15 protein-coding genes are annotated in these 17,726 nt (G+C 60.0%); 3 read left to right on the top strand and 12 right to left on the bottom strand.

Annotated elements, in window-relative coordinates; translation table 11 throughout:
• Positions 1-87 precede the first annotated feature (87 nt).
• The 3 genes from tadA to guaB are packed head-to-tail and all read right to left on the bottom strand — an operon-like array spanning position 88 to position 3,631.
• Positions 88-555, bottom strand: a complete 468-nt coding sequence (gene tadA, locus WB402_RS13935; RefSeq protein ID WP_424208874.1) for a tRNA adenosine(34) deaminase TadA — start codon at positions 553-555, stop codon at positions 88-90.
• Complete coding sequence (guaA, locus tag WB402_RS13930; protein WP_424208872.1) at positions 546-2,120, bottom strand: glutamine-hydrolyzing GMP synthase; 1,575 nt, start codon at positions 2,118-2,120, stop codon at positions 546-548. Before guaA ends, tadA begins: the two co-directional genes overlap by 10 nt.
• Before the next feature lie 53 nt (positions 2,121-2,173).
• Positions 2,174-3,631 carry an IMP dehydrogenase gene (gene guaB, locus WB402_RS13925; protein ID WP_424208870.1) on the bottom strand — a complete coding sequence of 486 codons (1,458 nt, stop codon included), beginning with the start codon at positions 3,629-3,631 and terminating at the stop codon, positions 2,174-2,176.
• Positions 3,632-3,810: 179 nt separating this feature from the next.
• Here guaB and WB402_RS13920 point away from each other — a divergent pair, with 179 nt between their 5' ends.
• The 3 genes from WB402_RS13920 (at position 3,811) to WB402_RS13910 (ending at position 6,519) form a co-directional block, all read left to right on the top strand.
• Complete coding sequence (locus WB402_RS13920) at positions 3,811-4,149, top strand: hypothetical protein (RefSeq protein ID WP_424208868.1); 339 nt, start codon at positions 3,811-3,813, stop codon at positions 4,147-4,149.
• A 194-nt stretch (positions 4,150-4,343) separates the two neighbouring features.
• Entirely contained in the window at positions 4,344-5,702 is a 1,359-nt protein-coding gene (gene xseA, locus WB402_RS13915; RefSeq protein ID WP_424208866.1) for an exodeoxyribonuclease VII large subunit, read from the top strand.
• A complete protein-coding gene (locus WB402_RS13910) occupies positions 5,692-6,519 on the top strand; it encodes a peptidoglycan DD-metalloendopeptidase family protein (RefSeq protein ID WP_424208864.1) in 828 nt (275 codons plus the stop codon). The genes xseA and WB402_RS13910 overlap by 11 nt, the downstream gene beginning before the upstream one ends.
• Before the next feature lie 54 nt (positions 6,520-6,573).
• Here WB402_RS13910 and WB402_RS13905 read toward each other — a convergent pair whose 3' ends face one another.
• The 9 genes from WB402_RS13905 to rlmN form a co-directional block, all read right to left on the bottom strand.
• Positions 6,574-8,715, bottom strand: a complete 2,142-nt coding sequence (locus tag WB402_RS13905; protein ID WP_424208862.1) for a protein kinase domain-containing protein — start codon at positions 8,713-8,715, stop codon at positions 6,574-6,576.
• 106 nt (positions 8,716-8,821) lie between these two features.
• Positions 8,822-10,207, bottom strand: coding sequence for a ribosome biogenesis GTPase Der (gene der, locus WB402_RS13900; protein ID WP_424208860.1), 1,386 nt, complete (start codon positions 10,205-10,207; stop codon positions 8,822-8,824).
• A 195-nt stretch (positions 10,208-10,402) separates the two neighbouring features.
• A complete protein-coding gene (bamB, locus tag WB402_RS13895) occupies positions 10,403-11,545 on the bottom strand; it encodes an outer membrane protein assembly factor BamB (protein WP_424208858.1) in 1,143 nt (380 codons plus the stop codon).
• Complete coding sequence (locus WB402_RS13890; protein ID WP_424208856.1) at positions 11,542-12,180, bottom strand: YfgM family protein; 639 nt, start codon at positions 12,178-12,180, stop codon at positions 11,542-11,544. Before WB402_RS13890 ends, bamB begins: the two co-directional genes overlap by 4 nt.
• Entirely contained in the window at positions 12,177-13,457 is a 1,281-nt protein-coding gene (hisS, locus tag WB402_RS13885) for a histidine--tRNA ligase (protein ID WP_424208854.1), read from the bottom strand. The genes WB402_RS13890 and hisS overlap by 4 nt, the downstream gene beginning before the upstream one ends.
• A gap of 10 nt (positions 13,458-13,467) precedes the next feature.
• Positions 13,468-14,601, bottom strand: a complete 1,134-nt coding sequence (gene ispG / locus WB402_RS13880; RefSeq protein ID WP_424208852.1) for a flavodoxin-dependent (E)-4-hydroxy-3-methylbut-2-enyl-diphosphate synthase — start codon at positions 14,599-14,601, stop codon at positions 13,468-13,470.
• Positions 14,601-15,665 (bottom strand): RodZ domain-containing protein, encoded by a 1,065-nt coding sequence (locus WB402_RS13875; RefSeq protein WP_424208850.1) that lies wholly within the window; start codon positions 15,663-15,665, stop codon positions 14,601-14,603. Before WB402_RS13875 ends, ispG begins: the two co-directional genes overlap by 1 nt.
• A 3-nt stretch (positions 15,666-15,668) precedes the next feature.
• A complete protein-coding gene (gene pilW / locus WB402_RS13870; protein WP_424208848.1) occupies positions 15,669-16,442 on the bottom strand; it encodes a type IV pilus biogenesis/stability protein PilW in 774 nt (257 codons plus the stop codon).
• On the bottom strand, positions 16,439-17,539 hold the full coding sequence (gene rlmN, locus WB402_RS13865; RefSeq protein ID WP_424208846.1) for a 23S rRNA (adenine(2503)-C(2))-methyltransferase RlmN: 1,101 nt from the start codon (positions 17,537-17,539) through the stop codon (positions 16,439-16,441). Before rlmN ends, pilW begins: the two co-directional genes overlap by 4 nt.
• Positions 17,540-17,726: the final 187 nt, after the last annotated feature.

The following is a 17,726-nucleotide window of genomic DNA, read 5'->3' as shown; positions in this document are numbered from 1 at the left end:
GGGCTGAGCAATAGCGAAGCCCAACAATTAATCGAAGACGTTGTTGGGGTTCGCGGTGCTCACCCCAACCTACAGTTTCTACATTCCTCAACGCCTTGCCGCGAAAAAATTCCGCAACATCTCACCGCACTCCTCCGCAAGCACGCCGCGGGTGACCTCTGCGCGATGATTCAGCGCGGAGGATTCCAGCAGGTTGAATACGCTCCCGGCCGCGCCGGACTTCGGGTCGGCCGCGCCGTACACAACGCGTGCAATACGCGCGTGCACCATCGCGCCGGCGCACATGGCGCAGGGCTCGAGTGTTACGTAGAGCACGGCGTCTGAGAGACGGTAATTTCTAACGCACGCGGCGGCGGCGCGCAACGCCACGATCTCGGCGTGGGCGGTGGGATCATGGGAGACGATCGGCTGGTTCCAACCCTCACCGATAATCTCGTCGTTCAGCACCACCAGCGCGCCCACCGGCACCTCACCCGCTTCCTCGGCGTGGTGGGCCAGTTCGAGCGCACGACGCATGTTCGCCGCGTCGCGCGCCTCCGGTGTCGTTACTCCCATTCGATGGTCGCCGGCGGTTTGCCGGAGATGTCGTAGACCACGCGCGAGATGCCACGCACTTCGTTGATGATGCGGTTGGAGATGATGCCGAGGACTTCATAGGGGATCTGCGCCCAGTTGGCGGTCATGAAATCCACCGTCTCAACCGCGCGCAGCGCGACCACGAAATCGTAGGCGCGGGCATCGCCGAGCACGGCGACCGATTTCACCGGCAGAAACACGGCGAAGGCCTGGCTGATCTTGTCGTAAAGATTGTGGCGGTACAGCTCTTCCAGGTAGATCGCATCCGCCTTGCGCAGCAGATCGGCGTATTCCTTTTTGACCTCTCCCAGGATGCGCACGCCCAGACCCGGACCGGGGAAAGGATGGCGGTAGATCATCTGATGCGGCAATCCCAGCTCCTCGCCGATGCGGCGCACTTCGTCCTTGAACAACTCGCGCAGCGGCTCGAGCAACTTGATGTTCATGATCTCCGGCAACCCGCCGACGTTGTGATGCGACTTGATCACATGCGCCTTCTTGGTTTTGGCCGCGGCTGATTCGATTACGTCCGGGTAGATCGTGCCCTGCGCCAGCCATCGGGCGTTCTTGATCTTGGCCGCCTCCTCCTCGAAAACCTCGATGAAGATGCCGCCGATGATCTTGCGCTTCTTCTCCGGATCGGCCACGCCCTTGAGCGCGGAAAGAAAACGGTTCTCGGCGTCCACCCGGATGACCTTCACGCCCATGTGCCGGGCGAAAGTCTCCATCACCTGGTCACCCTCGTTCAGGCGCAGCAGGCCGTTGTCGACGAAAATGCAGGTGAGCTGCTTGCCGATGGCGCGGTGTAACAGTGCCGCGACCACGGAAGAGTCCACGCCGCCGGACAGCCCGAGCACCACTTCGTCCTGGCCGACCTGGGCGCGCACCGACTGGACCATGCTCTCGATGATGTTGCCCGGCGTCCACAGCGACTGGCAGCCGCAGATCTCGTGCACGAAGCGCTGCAGAATCCCGCTGCCTTGCGTCGTGTGCGTCACCTCCGGATGGAATTGCACGCCATAAAAACCGCGCGACTCGTCGGCAATGCCGGCGAGCGGCGCCGAACCGGTTTCGGCGATCATGCGGAATCCCGGCGGCAGGCGCGTGACCTTGTCGCCGTGGCTCATCCAGACGTGCAGCCACTCGCTGCCATCGTCCATGTGCTCGTCGCGGATGTCGCGGAACAACTTGGAATGCCCGTGCATGCGTACCCGGGCATAACCGAATTCGCGTTTCTCGCCGGCCTCGACCGTGCCGCCCAACTGTGCCGCCATGGTTTGCTGGCCGTAGCAGATGCCAAGGACGGGAATCTTCATGTCGAAGATTTCCTGCGGTGCGCGCGGTGTCTCGACCAGCGTCACCGATTCCGGCCCGCCGGAAAGAATAATGCCGCGCGGGGCAAATTTCCGGATTTCCTCGACCGGCGTGTCATAGGAATACAGTTCGCAATACACCCCGGCCTCGCGCACGCGGCGCGCGATCAGCTGCGTGTATTGAGCGCCGAAATCGAGAATCAGGATTTTCTGTGAATGCGGATCAGTCATGGCACTAAATTATTTTTACCGCCAGGAGCGCCACGGAAATCAATGGTGGCGGTTCATTCCCGCTGGTAGTTTGGAGCTTCCTTGGTCACCATTACGTCGTGTACGTGCGACTCGCGAATGCCGGCGTTGGTGATGCGCACGAACTGCGTTTTCGTGCGCATTGCTTCGATATTGACGCTGCCGGTATAGCCCATGCTGGAACGCAGGCCACCCATGAGCTGATGAATGATGTTGATCATCGGTCCCTTGTAGGGCACGCGGCCTTCGACGCCTTCCGGAACCAGTTTGTCGCCCTTGGTGCCTTCCTGGAAATAACGGTCGCTCGAGCCTTCGCCCATCGCCCCGAGCGATCCCATGCCGCGATAGGATTTGTACGAGCGGCCCTGGTAAATTTCCACCTGTCCGGGCGCTTCATCGGTGCCGGCCAGCAGGCTGCCAATCATGATCGAGTGCGCGCCGGCGGCCAGGGCTTTGGCGATATCGCCGGAGTAACGGATGCCGCCGTCGGCAATCACCGGAATGTTCGATCCCTTCAGCGCTTCCGCGACGTTGGCGATCGCCGTGAGCTGCGGTACGCCGACCCCGGCCACCATGCGCGTGGTGCAGATGGAACCGGGCCCGATGCCGACCTTTACACCGTCGGCTCCGGCATCGCGCAGTGATTTCGCGGCGTCGCCCGTGGCGATGTTGCCGCCAATCACCTGCATGTCGGGATAATGCTTCTTGATCCAGCGCACGCGATCGAGCACACCCTGGGAATGGCCATGCGCCGTGTCCACGATGATCACGTCCACCTCGGCCTCGACCAGGCGCTCGACACGCTCTTCCGTGCCCTGGCCCACCCCGACCGCGGCGCCGGCGAGCAGACGGCCCTTGGTATCCTTGGCCGAACGCGGGTATTCGCTCGACTTCTGGATGTCTTTGACGGTAATAAGGCCTTTCAAACCGAACTTGTCGTCCACGACGAGGATCTTTTCAATACGGTGCTGATGCAGCAGCTTGAGTATCTCGTCGCGCGAAGCACCTTCCTTGACCGTCACCAGTTTTTCCTGCGGCGTCATGATGCGCGACACCGGCTCCTCGTAGCGGGTCTCAAACCGCAGATCGCGGCTGGTGACGATGCCCAGAAGCTTGTCACCCTGGGTCACCGGCACGCCGGAGATATGCTGCGCGCGCGTCAGTTCCAGCACCTTGCGGATGGTGGTATCGGGCGTCACCGTGATCGGGTTGCTGATGATGCCGGCTTCGAACTTCTTGACGCGGCGAACCTCGTCCGCCTGGCGCACCGGCGTGATGTTTTTGTGGATAATGCCGAGACCCCCTTCCTGGGCCAGGCAGATGGCGGCGCGCGCCTCCGTGACCGTGTCCATGGCAGCCGACAGCAGCGGTATATTGAGGTTGATGGTACGCGTAAGGGAGGTTTTCAGGTCCACGTCCTTGGGCAGGACGGTCGAATGTGCAGGAAGCAGCAGGACATCGTCAAAGGTGAGGCCTTCCTGAACTATTCGCATGCCGTATTATACGTAATCCACCCACCAGCCGTAAACTGGGCGACGTGCGAATCGCACCGCTTATTCCCCTACTTCCGGGGTCTGCGGGCTTAAGACACATGTCCCGTTGACGTGACAGGGAATGTATTTTACCGTGGGGCGTCTATATATACCGTACAGTCAGTCACAGGAGGAGAAGAATGAAACAGACGCTCATGATAGGCACCTTGGTCGTCGCGCTTGCCGGATGCGCCAGCGTCGTCAATGACGATGAATACAACAAGCTCGCCGCCCAGGCGGAAAATGAAATCAAACTCGCCGACAAGACCGGCTTTCTGTGGCTTCACACAGAGAAATATATGAAGGACTCGAAAGAAGCCAAGGCCGCCGCCGACAAGGCCATGAAGGACGGCGACAAGACCACCGCTTCCAAAGAGTTCGAGAAAGCCATGAAGCTCGCCAAGAACGCGCTCAAGGAAGCACAACTGGCGCAACAACAGGCCAGGGACAACGCCAACCCTGTCGCAATATACAAGTAGGCCAGCCGTTTGCCGACTAAAAAGCCGGGCATTGCCCGGCTTTTTTATTCCCCCACCCTTTTTCCACCTCATGAATTTCAGGGCTTGTCATACCTGAAAACGAGTTTTATCGATCGCCATGCATCGAATGTCGAACATTTAGCCATGCTCAGGGAGATTTTGTATTTCTCTTAAATCAGGTTATGTTTCATGGCATGAAGCAGCCGTCACCCACCACCACACCTGTTCGCGACATCTACACGGTTTCACGTCTGAATCGTGAAGCCAAGGGACTACTGGAGAGCAGTTTCCCGCCCATTTGGATTGAGGGCGAAATTTCCAATCTCTCGCGTCCGGCGTCGGGCCACGTGTACTTCTCACTCAAGGACTCCCAGGCGCAGGTACGTTGTGCCTTCTTTCGTCAACATCAACGCCTGGTCGGCATCACGCTCAAGGACGGGTTGCACGTGCTGCTGCGCGCGCGCGTAAGCCTGTACGAGGGTCGCGGCGACTTTCAGATCATCGTCGAATATCTCGAAGAGGCCGGCGAAGGCGCCTTGCGGCGCGCTTTCGATGCGCTCAAGCAGAGACTCGCCAAGGAAGGTCTCTTCGATACCGCGCACAAGCTACCGCTGCCCCGGCTCCCGCGGCGTATCGGCATCATCACTTCCCCTTCCGGCGCGGTGCTGCACGATATCCTGACAACGCTCAAACGCCGCTTCCCGGCGATCGCCGTGCTGGTGTTTCCAGTGCCGGTGCAGGGCGAGGGCGCGGCGGAGAAAATCGCCACGGCCATCCGGCTGGCCGGTCGGCGAAAAGACTGCGATGCGCTGATCCTCGCGCGCGGCGGCGGTTCGCTCGAGGACCTATGGCCATTCAACGAAGAGATCGTGGCGCGCGCCATTCACGCCTGTCCTGTCCCGATCGTCAGCGGCGTGGGACACGAAACCGATTTCACCATCGCCGACATGGCCGCGGATGCGCGCGCCCCGACACCGACTGCGGCCGCCGAGATGCTGAGCCCGGACCAGCAGGAATGGCTGGCGCATTTTGAGCGCATTGCTAACCGGTTGATCTCGGCCATGCACGGCCGCCTGCGCAGCCACAGTCAGCACCTTGACTGGCTGGGCGCGCGCCTGGTGCATCCGCGTAGTCGCCTGGCATTACTGCAACAACAGCTCGCCTCGCTCTCCCAGCGTATGCATCTGGCACAGGCCACGCGGTTGCGCCATGCGCGTTCGCAACTTCAAGCCATGACGGCAGGACTGCTTCAACACTCGCCATTGCCGCGGTTGCACGCGGCAATGCTCGACACCCGCCATTTCCACGCCCGCCTGGCGTCCGCCATGAAGCGGCGTATCGAACTCTCCACTGCCCGCCTGCTGCAAGTGATGCAGGCCCTGCATGCCCTGAGTCCGCTTGCCACGCTGGAGCGGGGTTATGCCATTGTGCAACAATCGGCCACCGGCGCGATCGTAACCGAGGCGGCATCGGTTCAAGCGGGCGAACGAGTACAGGCCCAACTGGCGCATGGCTATCTGGATTGTCTGGTTGAAAAAACTCGTGAGCAATAAAATGTGGGCGCTGTTAACGCTGCTGATCGGCGCGGTCGCGCACGCGCAGGAATTGCCATCGGCTAGCCCGGTGCCGGGCGGCATCGCGATCCTGCCGCTGGTGCCGGACACCGAGCCAGTGCCGGTGGTGCATTTTGCCGATCAACGCATCATGGTGATGCGTCACGATGGACGCTGGCAGGCCGTCGTGGGACTGCCACTCACGCTCGCGCCGGGCCCGCAGATGGTTACGGTCCGCGACAGTCAGGGCAGGACGCGGGAATATCCGTTTACCGTACAGTCCAAGGAATATGCCGTGCAGCACCTGACGCTCAAGAACAAGCGCATGGTGGAACCGACTGAAGAAGATCTCGCGCGCATCACCCGAGAACAGGCGATCATCCAGCACGCATTTGCCGCCTGGACCGATGAAACTATATCCTCGCTGCGATGCCTGCTGCCGGTGCACGGGCCGGTGAGTAGTGTCTTCGGGCTGCGGCGTTTCTTCAACAATGAACCACGTCAGCCGCACAGCGGCATTGATATCGCCGCGCCCGTCGGTGCGCCGGTCGTGGCGCCGCTGGCGGGGACCGTCATTCAGACCGGAGAGTATTTCTTCAATGGCAAAACCGTTTTTCTCGACCATGGCCAGGGACTCGTCAGCATGTTCAATCACTTGAGCCGTATTGCGGTCGAGAACGGCGCGCGGGTGAGCCAGGGTCAGAAAATCGGCGAAGTAGGCATGTCCGGACGTGTCACCGGCCCGCACCTGCATTGGACCGTGAGCCTTAACAATAGCCGGGTCGATCCGGCATTGTTCCTGCCCAAAATAAAATAATAGCGCAGCGGAAAGTCGTATCAGCGCGGCCTGGCGGTCGCGCTCAAATAAATCTCATTTTCCCTTCCAGATTCGGACGGTTTTGTCGCGGCCGGCGGAGACAAGCCTGGTGCCATCCGGCGAAAACGCCACCGACTGCACCCAATCCTGATGACCCACGAGCGTCTGCAAGGCAGTGCCGTTACCGGGATCGAATATCTCGATGGTTTTGTCAGCCAGTCCGGCGGCCAGCCAGCGGCTATCCGGCGACCAAGCCAGACTGAGAACGGCGGGATTATTATTCAGTATCCGTATCAACGTACCAGTCGTCGCATCCCACAGACGTATCGTTTCACCGGAGTCGCCGGAAGCCAGCCATTTCCCGTCAGGCGACCAGGCCAGCGCCAACACCTTGTCTTTGTGGCCGGCCATCCTCATTGCCTCCGCTCCATTCGCCACGCTCCAGACGAGCAGCATCTTGTCGACGCCGGCGGAGGCAATGAATTTACCACTGGGAGAAAACACGAGCGCATAAATATCGCCGGAGTGTCCTTCAAGTGTTTGCAGTCGTTTTCCACTATCCACGTCCCATACGTACACGATCCTGTCCTTGCCGGCGGCGGCGACAAGCTTCCCATTGGGCGAAAACGCTACCGCATAGAGCGCATTGCTCGGGCCGCTCAAGGCACTGTGCAGTTGCCCGGTGCCGGCTTCCCACAACCTTACCGTCCCATCATCGCCTGCCGACGCCAGCCACGTGCCAGTGGCGGAAATTGCCACGGCGTTAGCGGCATAACTCTGCCGCAGCGAACCGAGCAGCGAACCGCTGGACGTCACCCAGAGCTTGATAGTCTTGTCGGCACCAGCAGACGCGATCCATTTTCCATCCGGTGCAAACGCCACCGACTGCACCCAGTCCTGATGACCGGTTAGCGTTTTTTCGAGCAAGGCAGGAATAACCGCCGATACTGTCTGCGCGACTGGTTGGGGTTTGGAGAGAGGTGCTACGGGTTCGTATGCCTTCGTCGGCAATTTCGCTTCCGCTGGTTGCTCTGTTGACGTTGCGGATTTGCTTGAAGGCCTGATTTGAATTGCCGGTGCGGAGGTATGTTCTTCCCCCTCCCAATGAACCTTAAGGTCGGACCAATAGAGGGTACCGGCCACCGCAAGGCTGGCCACCATCAGCGCCGCTGCCATCCAACCAACGGCCGTCGAGCTGCGGTCTTTTTCATTCATGGCCTTCGTCGCCTGGGCTGATACCTTTACCCTGGATACGGACGGTCGGTTGAACACGGCCGGTTGACCGGTCGTGGACTGACGTCCAATTCTGCCTCTCCCCATGAGGGCATCCTGCAACTCACGCGCCGATTGAGGCCGATCACGCGAATACACCTGCATGGCCCAGTCAATGCATTCGAGCACTTGCTTCTGATACCCATTTTTTCCCGCCACGACCGCCGGTGTCAGCGGATCCACCTGGTATTTGAGCACCGCCTGATAACGCTCCAGGGCGTCATCCGGCTTCTTGCCGCTGATGCAGCGGTACATGGAAGCACCCACGGCATAGACATCGCTCGATGGGTCCGGTGTCCCCTTGTCGGGGTATTGTTCCATCGGAGCATAACCTTGGGTCAGCGCCACTTTCTGCAGATGGACCGCCCCCTGGCGAGCCGAGCCAAAGTCAATGAGCATCGGGCTGCCGTCCTTGCGCAGGTAAATATTTTCCGGCTTGATGTCGAGATGCAGCATCTCGGCCTCGTGCACCGCGTGCAGGCCATTGAGAATCGGGATAAACACCTTCAACAGGGTCTGCTCATCCAGACGCGGTCCATTGCGCTTGAGATAATCCGCGAGGCTCTGTCCCTCCTCGTACTCCATGACCATGTAGGCGGTCCCATTAGCCTCGAGGAAACGCAGGACGCGGACGATGTTGGGATGCTTGAAGCGGGCCAGGGCCCGGGCCTCCTTCACGAAATTCTTGAGGCCGATTTGATAGTCGTGCACCGCCCCGCGGGAGGGATTCGGCAACACTTGGGTCTTGTTGTCACGGTTGGCAATCTCGTGGGGGAGGTACTCCTTGATCGCCACTTGGGCGCCCAACGACGTGTCGCGCGCAAGATAAGTGATTCCGAAGCCGCCATGGCCCAGAACCGATTCAATAGTGTATTCAGCCAGCCGGTAACCGGACCGGAGGGCGCTTTTATGGAATGCGCTCACGACACTACCCTCTGAGTCCCTGATTCACGCGCCCTGCCCCTTGCTGCGGCATGTCTCTGCTTTTACTTTATGTTTCAATCTACAGGTGAGTATAGTTCACGGATTTTCAGGAGCGTTTACGGGGGGAATGCCGGCGGCCGGCCCGTCCACCAGCCTTCTTATCCTCATAGGGATTCTTTTCCTGTCGGCAATCGATCCAGACCTGTGTGCCAACCAATTGAAATGCCTTGCGGAAGGTATTAGCCAGGTAGCGGCGGTAGGATTTGGACAGTGAGGCAACCTGGTTGCCATGGATCACCACGCGGGGAGGGTTCTTGCCACCCTGGTGGGCATACTTGGGACGGGCGCGCCGGCCACGGGCCAAGGGCGGCGGGGTAGCCGTCACGGCGTCCTGCAGGACGCGATTAAGCTTGGGGGTGGTCATGGTACGGAAGGCGGAAGCATAGGCCTCGTCCACCGAGGCAAATAAACCGCCCACCCCAGCACCATCCCGCGCCGAAATATAGTGAACCCGGGCAAACTCAAGAAATGGCAATTTGCGCTCGAACTCGCGCTTGATCCAGGCACGCTCGGAATCCGCCACCGCATCCCATTTGTTGATAGCGACCACCATGGCCCTTCCGGCTTCCAGCGCGTATCCGGAAAGCGAGGCATCCTGTTCTGAAATGCCGGCACTGGCGTCAATGACAAGAATCGCAACGTTCGCCTCGTCGATGGCCTGAAGGGTTTTGAGCACGGAAAACTTTTCCAGCAGTTCATCAATTTTGGAGCGGCGACGCACACCAGCCGTATCAATGAGAATATAGCGTCGGCCTGCGCGTTCAAGCGGTACGCGGATGCTGTCGCGCGTGGTGCCCGGCGCGTCGCTGACCACCACGCGCTCTTCACCGAGCAAGGCATTGACGAGCGTGGATTTGCCGACGTTGGGTTTTCCGATCACGGCGATGCGCGGGACACCTTCTTCCGGCTCAGTCTCTTCGCTGATGGGCAAGGAACCCAGCACGCGTTGCATCAGTTCCTCCACGCCATCGCCATGCGTGGCGGAGATAGCCATCGGCTCGCCCAGACCGAAGACATGAAATTCCGCCACCGCCGTGGACGGGTCATATCCCTCCGACTTGTTCACGGCAACCCAGACCGGTTTGCCATGCCGCCTCAGATCCGTGGCAAGTTCACGATCGACGGGATGAATACCCTCGCGCGTATCCACCAGCAGAATAACAGCGTCGGCCTCGGCCAGCGCGGCGCGGACCTGGACAGCGACATGTGAGCTTACGTCCCCCTGCTCTTTGGCGGAGGCAAGACTGGCGACGATGCCTCCCGTGTCCACGACAAAATACGGGCGATCCCCGATACGCCCATCTCCGTACTGACGGTCGCGCGTCAACCCGGGCACGTCGGCGACGAGCGCCGCGCGGCTGCGCGTGAGCCGGTTGAACAGCGTGGATTTACCGACATTGGGCCGGCCGACGAGAACGACAACGGGTTTCATATGAAAGATTTAACCGTCAGGACGCCAAGAGCGCCAGGGAAACAAAATTGAACTAAAAACCTACAACAAAATAAGAATTAGCTGCAGAGCACACAAGAATCGACTAAAAAACGAATTTTCACAAATAGCTCTTTAGTGGATTCCATATTCGGTTACTCTAAAAAATATTTTCCTGGCGTCCTGACGGACCCACCGTCAGTTCTTTTCCAGACGCAACGCTTCCAGCGTGCCCGACTGGCTGCTGACGTAGAGCGTATCGTTACTGGCCAGTGTCGGGGATTGAATGGCGCTATGACTGACTCGGTAACGCGCCACGAAATGACCATCATCGCTCGACAGCCAGTGAACATAACCCTCGAAATCACCGACAGCCACCAGTCCGTCCACGCAACGCGGTGCATTCAGCTGACGTGCGCGTAGCTGTTCCTGCTTCCACACGCTTGCGCCGGTTTGTTGATCCAGCGCCATTACAATACCGTGATCATCGGTGAGATAAATGTTTTTTGAATCCGCGTCCATGCCGGTATAGGTTGACACATCTCGCGACCACAGGATGCGGCCTGTCTGCATGTCCACGGCGATGATCTTGCCTTGGTAACTCGCGGCATAGACTACATTGCGCACGACAATCGGCGAGGCGTCGACGTCCACCAGGCGTTCCACTTCATTGCGTCCGTGAGGTTGGGCAACGGGCATCTCCCACAGGAGTTTGCCGTCCTTGATCTGGATCGCGGCGATCTTGCCGGTGGCAAAACCGGCGAGCACGATATCGCCGACCAAAACGGGCGCGGCCGTGCCATACAGGCTGAGCGGCGGCTCCGAGCGCTCGTACAACCACAGCCGCTTGCCATCCACGACCGACAGGCCGGCAAGCTTGCCGTCCACCGATTGCACCACGACCACTCCGGCATGGATCGCCGCCGGCGTCACCACCTGGCTCGACAGGGCACTAACCCATAACCGATGTCCGTCATGACTGTCGAGCGCAATCACTTCGCCTTTCTTGGTGGCGATCACCACGAGTCCATTGCCGGCAGCTGCGGCGCCCGTCACCGGACGGTCGACGCTTGATTTCCACAATTTTCTGCCGCTGTCGGCAGCGAACGCCGTCACACGGCCTTTTGGGTCGGATGTATAAATTGTGTTGTCGTCCAAAGAAGGCCATAGCGTGACCGCCTTTTTAACCGCGCTGGCGCCGCTGTCCGCCGACCAAAGCTTTTTCACGTGTATTGCGGCGGCGATATCCTCGAGTTTCGCGGGTTCCTCACGCACCACCTTGCTGCCGCCGCAACCGGCGAGTAACAGCAAGGCGCAGAGAAATGCCATGCCGCTTTTCATGAAGACTTCTCCGATCCCAGATCATCGAGCTTCATGTTGAGTACCGGCGCATAAGGCGAACCGGCGGGAAGTTGTTTGAGCGCCTCGCGATACGCCGTGCGCGCCTGCTCGCGTTGTCCCTGGGCCAGGTAGATGTCGCCCTTGAGCTCGGCATATTCGGCTTCGAAACCGGCCTGGTCCTTCACATCGAGAAGCGCGAGCGCGGCCTGCTTGTCGCCGCTGTCCAGATTGATCCTTGCCAACCGCAAGCGCGCGGCGTGCATCGTTGCGGCATCCTTGGCGTGCTCGACCACCCATTGCAAATGCTTGCGTCCACTGAGAGCGTCGCCCGCTTCGAAGTCCATGCGTGCCAGCAGCAATCCAGCCATGCCGGCATAGGGCGTGGACGAAGAATCCTTCAGCAGCGACTCGCCGGACTGGCGCGCCGTTTCGAGCTTCTTCGAGTGAAAATCCTGCAGCATCCGGTCATACAGCACCGATGCTGTCTGAAGGCGCTGTTCGGTGTAGTGGGTCCAGTAGCGGAAACCGATGAGTATGCCGGCGCCCAGCAGTACACCGAAAATAACGGAACTGCCGTAGTTCTTCCACCAGGCTTTAAGTTTGTCCAGCTCTTCCTGATCAGCGTAGGCACTCAAGATTTCTCTCCCCTTCCGGTCCTCTGTTTCAAAAAATCAGTCAATGCGTTCTGTGCGACCTGTGATTGCGCCTCACTGCCACGCAGATCCTTGACGGTCACGGAGCCGTTCCGGGTCTCCTCCTCGCCCAGCAGCAACGCATAATGCGCACAGCTGCGATCCGCGCGCTTGAGCTGCGCCTTGAGACTACCGCCTCCGCAATTGCATTCGATACGCAGTCCGGCGTCGCGCAGGCGCTCGGCAAGCGCAAGGCCCTGCTTTTCGGCGACTTCACCCAGAAGCACCAAGTACGCCTGCGGCTGGGCATCGGAATATTGGTTAGCCTGTTGTGCCATCAGTTCGGCAAGGCGCTCCATGCCTAGGGCGAAACCCGCCGCCGGGGCAGCTTTACCGCCAAGTTGCTCGACCAGCCCGTCATACCGACCACCGGCGCAGACCGTGGATTGCGCGCCGAGCCGTTCGGTCGTCCATTCGAACACAGTGCGGGTGTAATAGTCGAGCCCGCGCACGAGACGCGGATTCACGGCGAAAGGAATTCCCGCCTGACGAAGGTAATCGCCGAGACGTGTAAAATGCTCGCGCGACGCTTCGTCGAGATGGTCGTAAAGACTCGGGGCCGCCGCGATCACTTTCTGCATGTCGGGGTTCTTGCTGTCGAGGATGCGCAACGGATTTTTATCCAGCCGTCGCAGGCTGTCTTCATCGAGCCGGTCACGTTGCGTCTCGAGATAACGCAACAGCTCGCGCCGGTAAACGGCGCGCGACTCGAGTGTGCCGAGCGAATTGAGCTGCAAGGTCAGCCCATCGAGACCCAAGGCCGTCCACAGACGCGCGCACATCATGATGAGTTCGGCATCCAGATCGGCGCTTTCGATTCCAAAGGCTTCGACACCGATCTGGTGGAATTGGCGGTAACGGCCTTTCTGGGGACGCTCGTGGCGGAACATGGGACCGGCGTACCACAGGCGCTGAATCTGATTGTGCAGAAATCCGTTTTCAATACCGGCGCGGACGCAACCGGCCGTGCCCTCGGGACGCAGTGTGAGATTCTCGCCGCTGCGGTCCTCGAAACTGTACATTTCCTTCTCGACAATGTCGGTCAGACTGCCGATGGAGCGCGCGAAGAGTTCGGACTTCTCGATGATGGGCAGACGGATTTCACGGTAGCCGTAGGCGTGCAAGACATCGCGCGCGATGGCCTCGATCCGCTGCCAACGCTGCACGGCGTCCGGCAGCATGTCATTCATGCCCCGTACGGCCTGTATGGCCTTGCTCAATGGAATGCCCTCACCCGGTCTGTTTGATGGGGAAGACCTTCTTGTCCGCCGGCTTGTCACCCGGCTGGTGGCGTCGCTGTACCTCGGCGCGCACCGCGCGCTCGATTTCGTCTACCAACCGGTCGTTGCCGATCTTGTGATCGGGCTTGCCGTTGATATAAAGCAGACTCGGATCGCCGCCCGCCAGACCGACTTGCGCCGCCTTGGCTTCACCCGGACCGTTTACGCAACAGCCGATGACGGCCACATCGAGCGGCTCCTTGATGTCTTCGAGACGCTGCTCCAGGGCATTCACCGTGGCGATCACGTTGAATTCCTGTCGCGAACAGGAAGGACAGGCGATGAGATTGATACCCTTGCTGCGAACATGCAAGGCCTTGAGGATGTCCCAACCCACGCGCACTTCCTCCACCGGATCGGCCGCGAGCGACACGCGGATGGTGTCGCCGATGCCTTCGGCCAGCAGCATGCCCAGGCCGATGGCCGACTTCACCGCACCGGAACGGAAACCGCCCGCCTCGGTGATGCCCAGATGCAGCGGTTGCTCGATCAGCGTGGCAAGCTTGCGATACGCGGCCACGGCCATGAAAACGTCCGAGGCCTTGACACTGACCTTGAAATCCTGAAAGTCGAACTTGTCGAGCATATCGATGTGACGTTGCGCGGATTCCACCAGCGCGTCGGACGTGGGTTCGCCATATTTTTTTTGCAATTCCTTTTCCAGCGACCCGGCGTTGACGCCGATACGTATCGGAATCCCGCGGTCACGCGCCGCGTCCACCACGGCACGCACACGATCTTCGCGCCCGATATTACCCGGATTGATTCGCAGACAATCGGCGCCCAGTTCGGCAACGCGCAGCGCAATCTTGTAGTCGAAGTGAATGTCCGTCACCAGCGGAACGGAAACCTGTTGCTTGATCCTGCCGAAAGCCTCGGCGGCTTCCAGGGTCGGAATTGACACGCGCACGATGTCAGCGCCGGCGTTTTCAAGAGCGACGATCTGGGCCACGGTCGCTGTCACGTCCGTGGTTTCGGTGTTGGTCATGCTCTGCACGCTGACCGGAGCATCGCCGCCGACTGCCACGCTGCCGACCATAATGCGGCGGCTCTTGCGCCGCTGGATGGGGTTCTCGCTGAACATCAGTTGTTCACCGCCTTCTCATCGCCGAGCGTAAAGCGTGCGACCTGCCCACGCTTGTAACGGCCGATGTCAAAATTCTGTCCATTGAATTCTACCCGGACGCCCTCGGCGTTGCCCAGAAACACGCTGAACGGCGCCACCCCCTCGATGGCAATGCTGCGGCCGGCCGGCACGTTTTCGTACAGGAGTTTGTTGTCGCGGGCATCGCGAACATCGACCCACGACTCCTGTATGGCGCGCAGCACCATCCGCGACCGTGGCACGCCCGCGGGTATGTCCGGCGTGCGTCGCGTGCGGTCCAGGGCGCGGTCGGTATGTGGAGGCGTTGCCGGGCTGGTCGGCTTGAGCGTTTCGGTCGGCGACACATTGAGAATCATGCCGGAAGCCGTAATTTGCCCGTTGGAGGGTTCCGCCGTCGTGGCGGGAACCGGTGGTACAGGCGTCATGATGTTCGATGTCCGCGCGATATTACTGGTCACCGCTTGCGACACAGGTTCCGTGACGACAGGGGAAGTCGCGGAATTCGTTGCCACAGACGTACCAGCGGTAGACGGCGGCGTGTCGCCTTCAGGCGGGATTGGCGTCGCCGGCGGTACCATCGCCGGAGTCTGACTTGCCACGGCGGGCGGCGAACTTGGCGCTGTCGGGGTCTTTTCCTCGCTGCGCCACCACAGGTAAACCAGGCCCAGCACGATCGCCGCCACACCGAAGGTCGCCACCTTGATCAGGCGGTCGCTACTCGTGATTTGCGGCGGCGGAGCCGACTGCGGCAACGAAATCGGCTTGGAAGGAATGGTGAGACTGTTGTAGGACTCAAGCACCGTTTCCGGTGACAATCCTAGCAACTGCGCGTAGCTGCGCAAATAGCCGCGAACATAGGTCGATCCCGGCAGTTTTTTGTAGTCGTCCTGCTCGAGGGCGACGATCTGCTTGGAAGACAGGTGCAGGATCTGGGCCACGTCTTCCGGCGCCAGGCGCAATTCCATACGCGCCTCATGCAACAAGCACCCCGGACCGGACCGGGACGCAACGGTGTCAGGTGATTTCGGTTTTGCGTTTTCCATGGCCTACTTCTTCTTGGGCGTTGACGCCGCGTGTAATTGCCCGGCTTCGGGCGACGTGGGGAATTTGTTGCGCAGCCGCAGCGCGTAACTTGCCTCGGCATTCTTGTTGCCAAGCGCGCGCTCGATTCTGACTGCCAATAACAGGCTCTCGGGCGTATCTTCCGCGGACTGGAAATAACGTTCGATGAATCCGCGCGCGGACAGGCGATGTCCCGAATCCAGACTGAGCTTGGCCATCTGATAAAGCGCGCTAGGGAGCTTGGGATTGATACGCAACGCTTCACGGAAGTATTTTTCAGCTTCGGCCGGTGCTGGTTTCTTCATCAAACAGACACCGGCGTTCAGGTTGACTTCAGCCGTGTAAGGATAGAGCGCATCGCCGGCCGCCGCATCGAAATGCCGCACGCCGGCGTCGAGCTTGCCGCGATCGCAGAGAAATGCGCCATAGTTGTGGTGCGCCGAAGAATTGGCGGGGTTCGTGTCTAGCGCCTTGCGAAAAAAACGCTCCGCCTCGTCGTATTTTTTCAGCCGCCACTGCAGCACGGCCATGATGTTGTTGGCCTGCGAATTATCCGGTGCCTCTTTCAGGGCTTTATCGAGTTCTTCCTTGGCCACATCCAGCTGGCCGCGTTGCAGGTAGTTGGCGCCGAGCATCACGTGGGTTTCAGCCCGATTGTTCTTCTTTTCCATGTCTGCCTCACGCTCCTTGGAGGAGGCGCAACCCGCCACGGCCACGAGCAGCAGAACCATCACGGCGTTGAGAAAACGGCGATTCATGCCTGACCCACCCTTGCCGTAAGGCGTTGGCGGCGGCGCGTGCGATCCTTCACCTGTCCGGCCAGCTGGCCGCAGGCCGCATCGATGTCATCACCGCGTGTTTTGCGGGTGATCGTGGTGAGTCCTGCCGCAATCAGTACATCACGAAACCGGTCGATGACCGGCTTCGGAGAACGCTGGTAAAGCGTCTGCGGAAAAGGATTGAAGGGAATCAGGTTCACCTTGGACGGCACGTCACGCAGAATCCGGACAAGTTCATGCGCGTGTTCAACGCTGTCATTCACGCCATCCAGCATCACGTATTCGAACGTCACCCGGCTGCGCGGCGAATCGGCGCAGTAACGGCGGCAGGCCTCGAGCAATTCCCGGATCGGGTATTTTTTATTCAGCGGCACCAACTGGTCACGCAACGCGTCATTCGGGGCGTGCAGCGATACCGCCAGACTCACCGGGCATTCCTCGCGCAGGCGATCCATCATGGGTATGACGCCGGCCGTGGACAGCGTCACGCGTCGGCGCGACAGGCCGTAACCGTAATCATCGAGCATCAGCCGCATGGCCGGCACGACATTGTCGAAATTGAGCAAGGGCTCGCCCATGCCCATGAGCACGACATTGGTGATGATGCGCTCGCCCTTCGGGTCCCGGCCCAGGGCGCGGTTGGCGACGAGCAGCTGTACAATGATCTCGGCGACGCTGAGGCTGCGGTTGAACCCCTGATGTCCGGTGGAACAGAACGAACAATTCAGCGTACAGCCCACTTGCGAGGACACACACAGTGTGCCTCTATCCTCTTCGGGAATAAATACAGTCTCAATGGCGTTACCGTCGTCCAGCCGCAGCAGCCACTTGCGAGTGCCATCGGCCGCGACCTGGTCCTGCGCGATTTCCGGCACGCGGATTTCGGCGATATCCTTCAGGCGCGCGCGCAGCTCCTTGCTCAGGTTGGTCATGGCCTCGAAATCGTCCACGCCGTACTGGTGAATCCATTGAATCACCTGTGTGGCGCGGAACGGCTTCTCGCCGTGAGCGGCGAAAAAGTCATGCATCGCCTGACGATCCAGATTGAGCAGATTGGTTTTCTCAGCGGCTGACAAAGCTATCCTCGGATGATCGCGACTGTCTCGGACAAAAAAATACGGGGCCGGCCGCTTGGCCTTGCCCGGCCCACCTCTGGCGGTTCGCAAAAAGAGCGACGCAAGCTCTCGAATAAAAGAGACTTTTCGTCCGTTCAGGACCTATAGTGTAGCGTCTGACGGCGGGTCAGACAATGAAGAATGAGGT

The organism is Sulfuricaulis sp., assembly GCF_049587675.1.
In the GTDB taxonomy this organism is placed as follows: domain Bacteria; phylum Pseudomonadota; class Gammaproteobacteria; order Acidiferrobacterales; family Sulfurifustaceae; genus Sulfuricaulis.
Note: the sequence above shows the minus strand (reverse complement) of the source record. Positions and strands in the feature narration are given on the sequence as shown.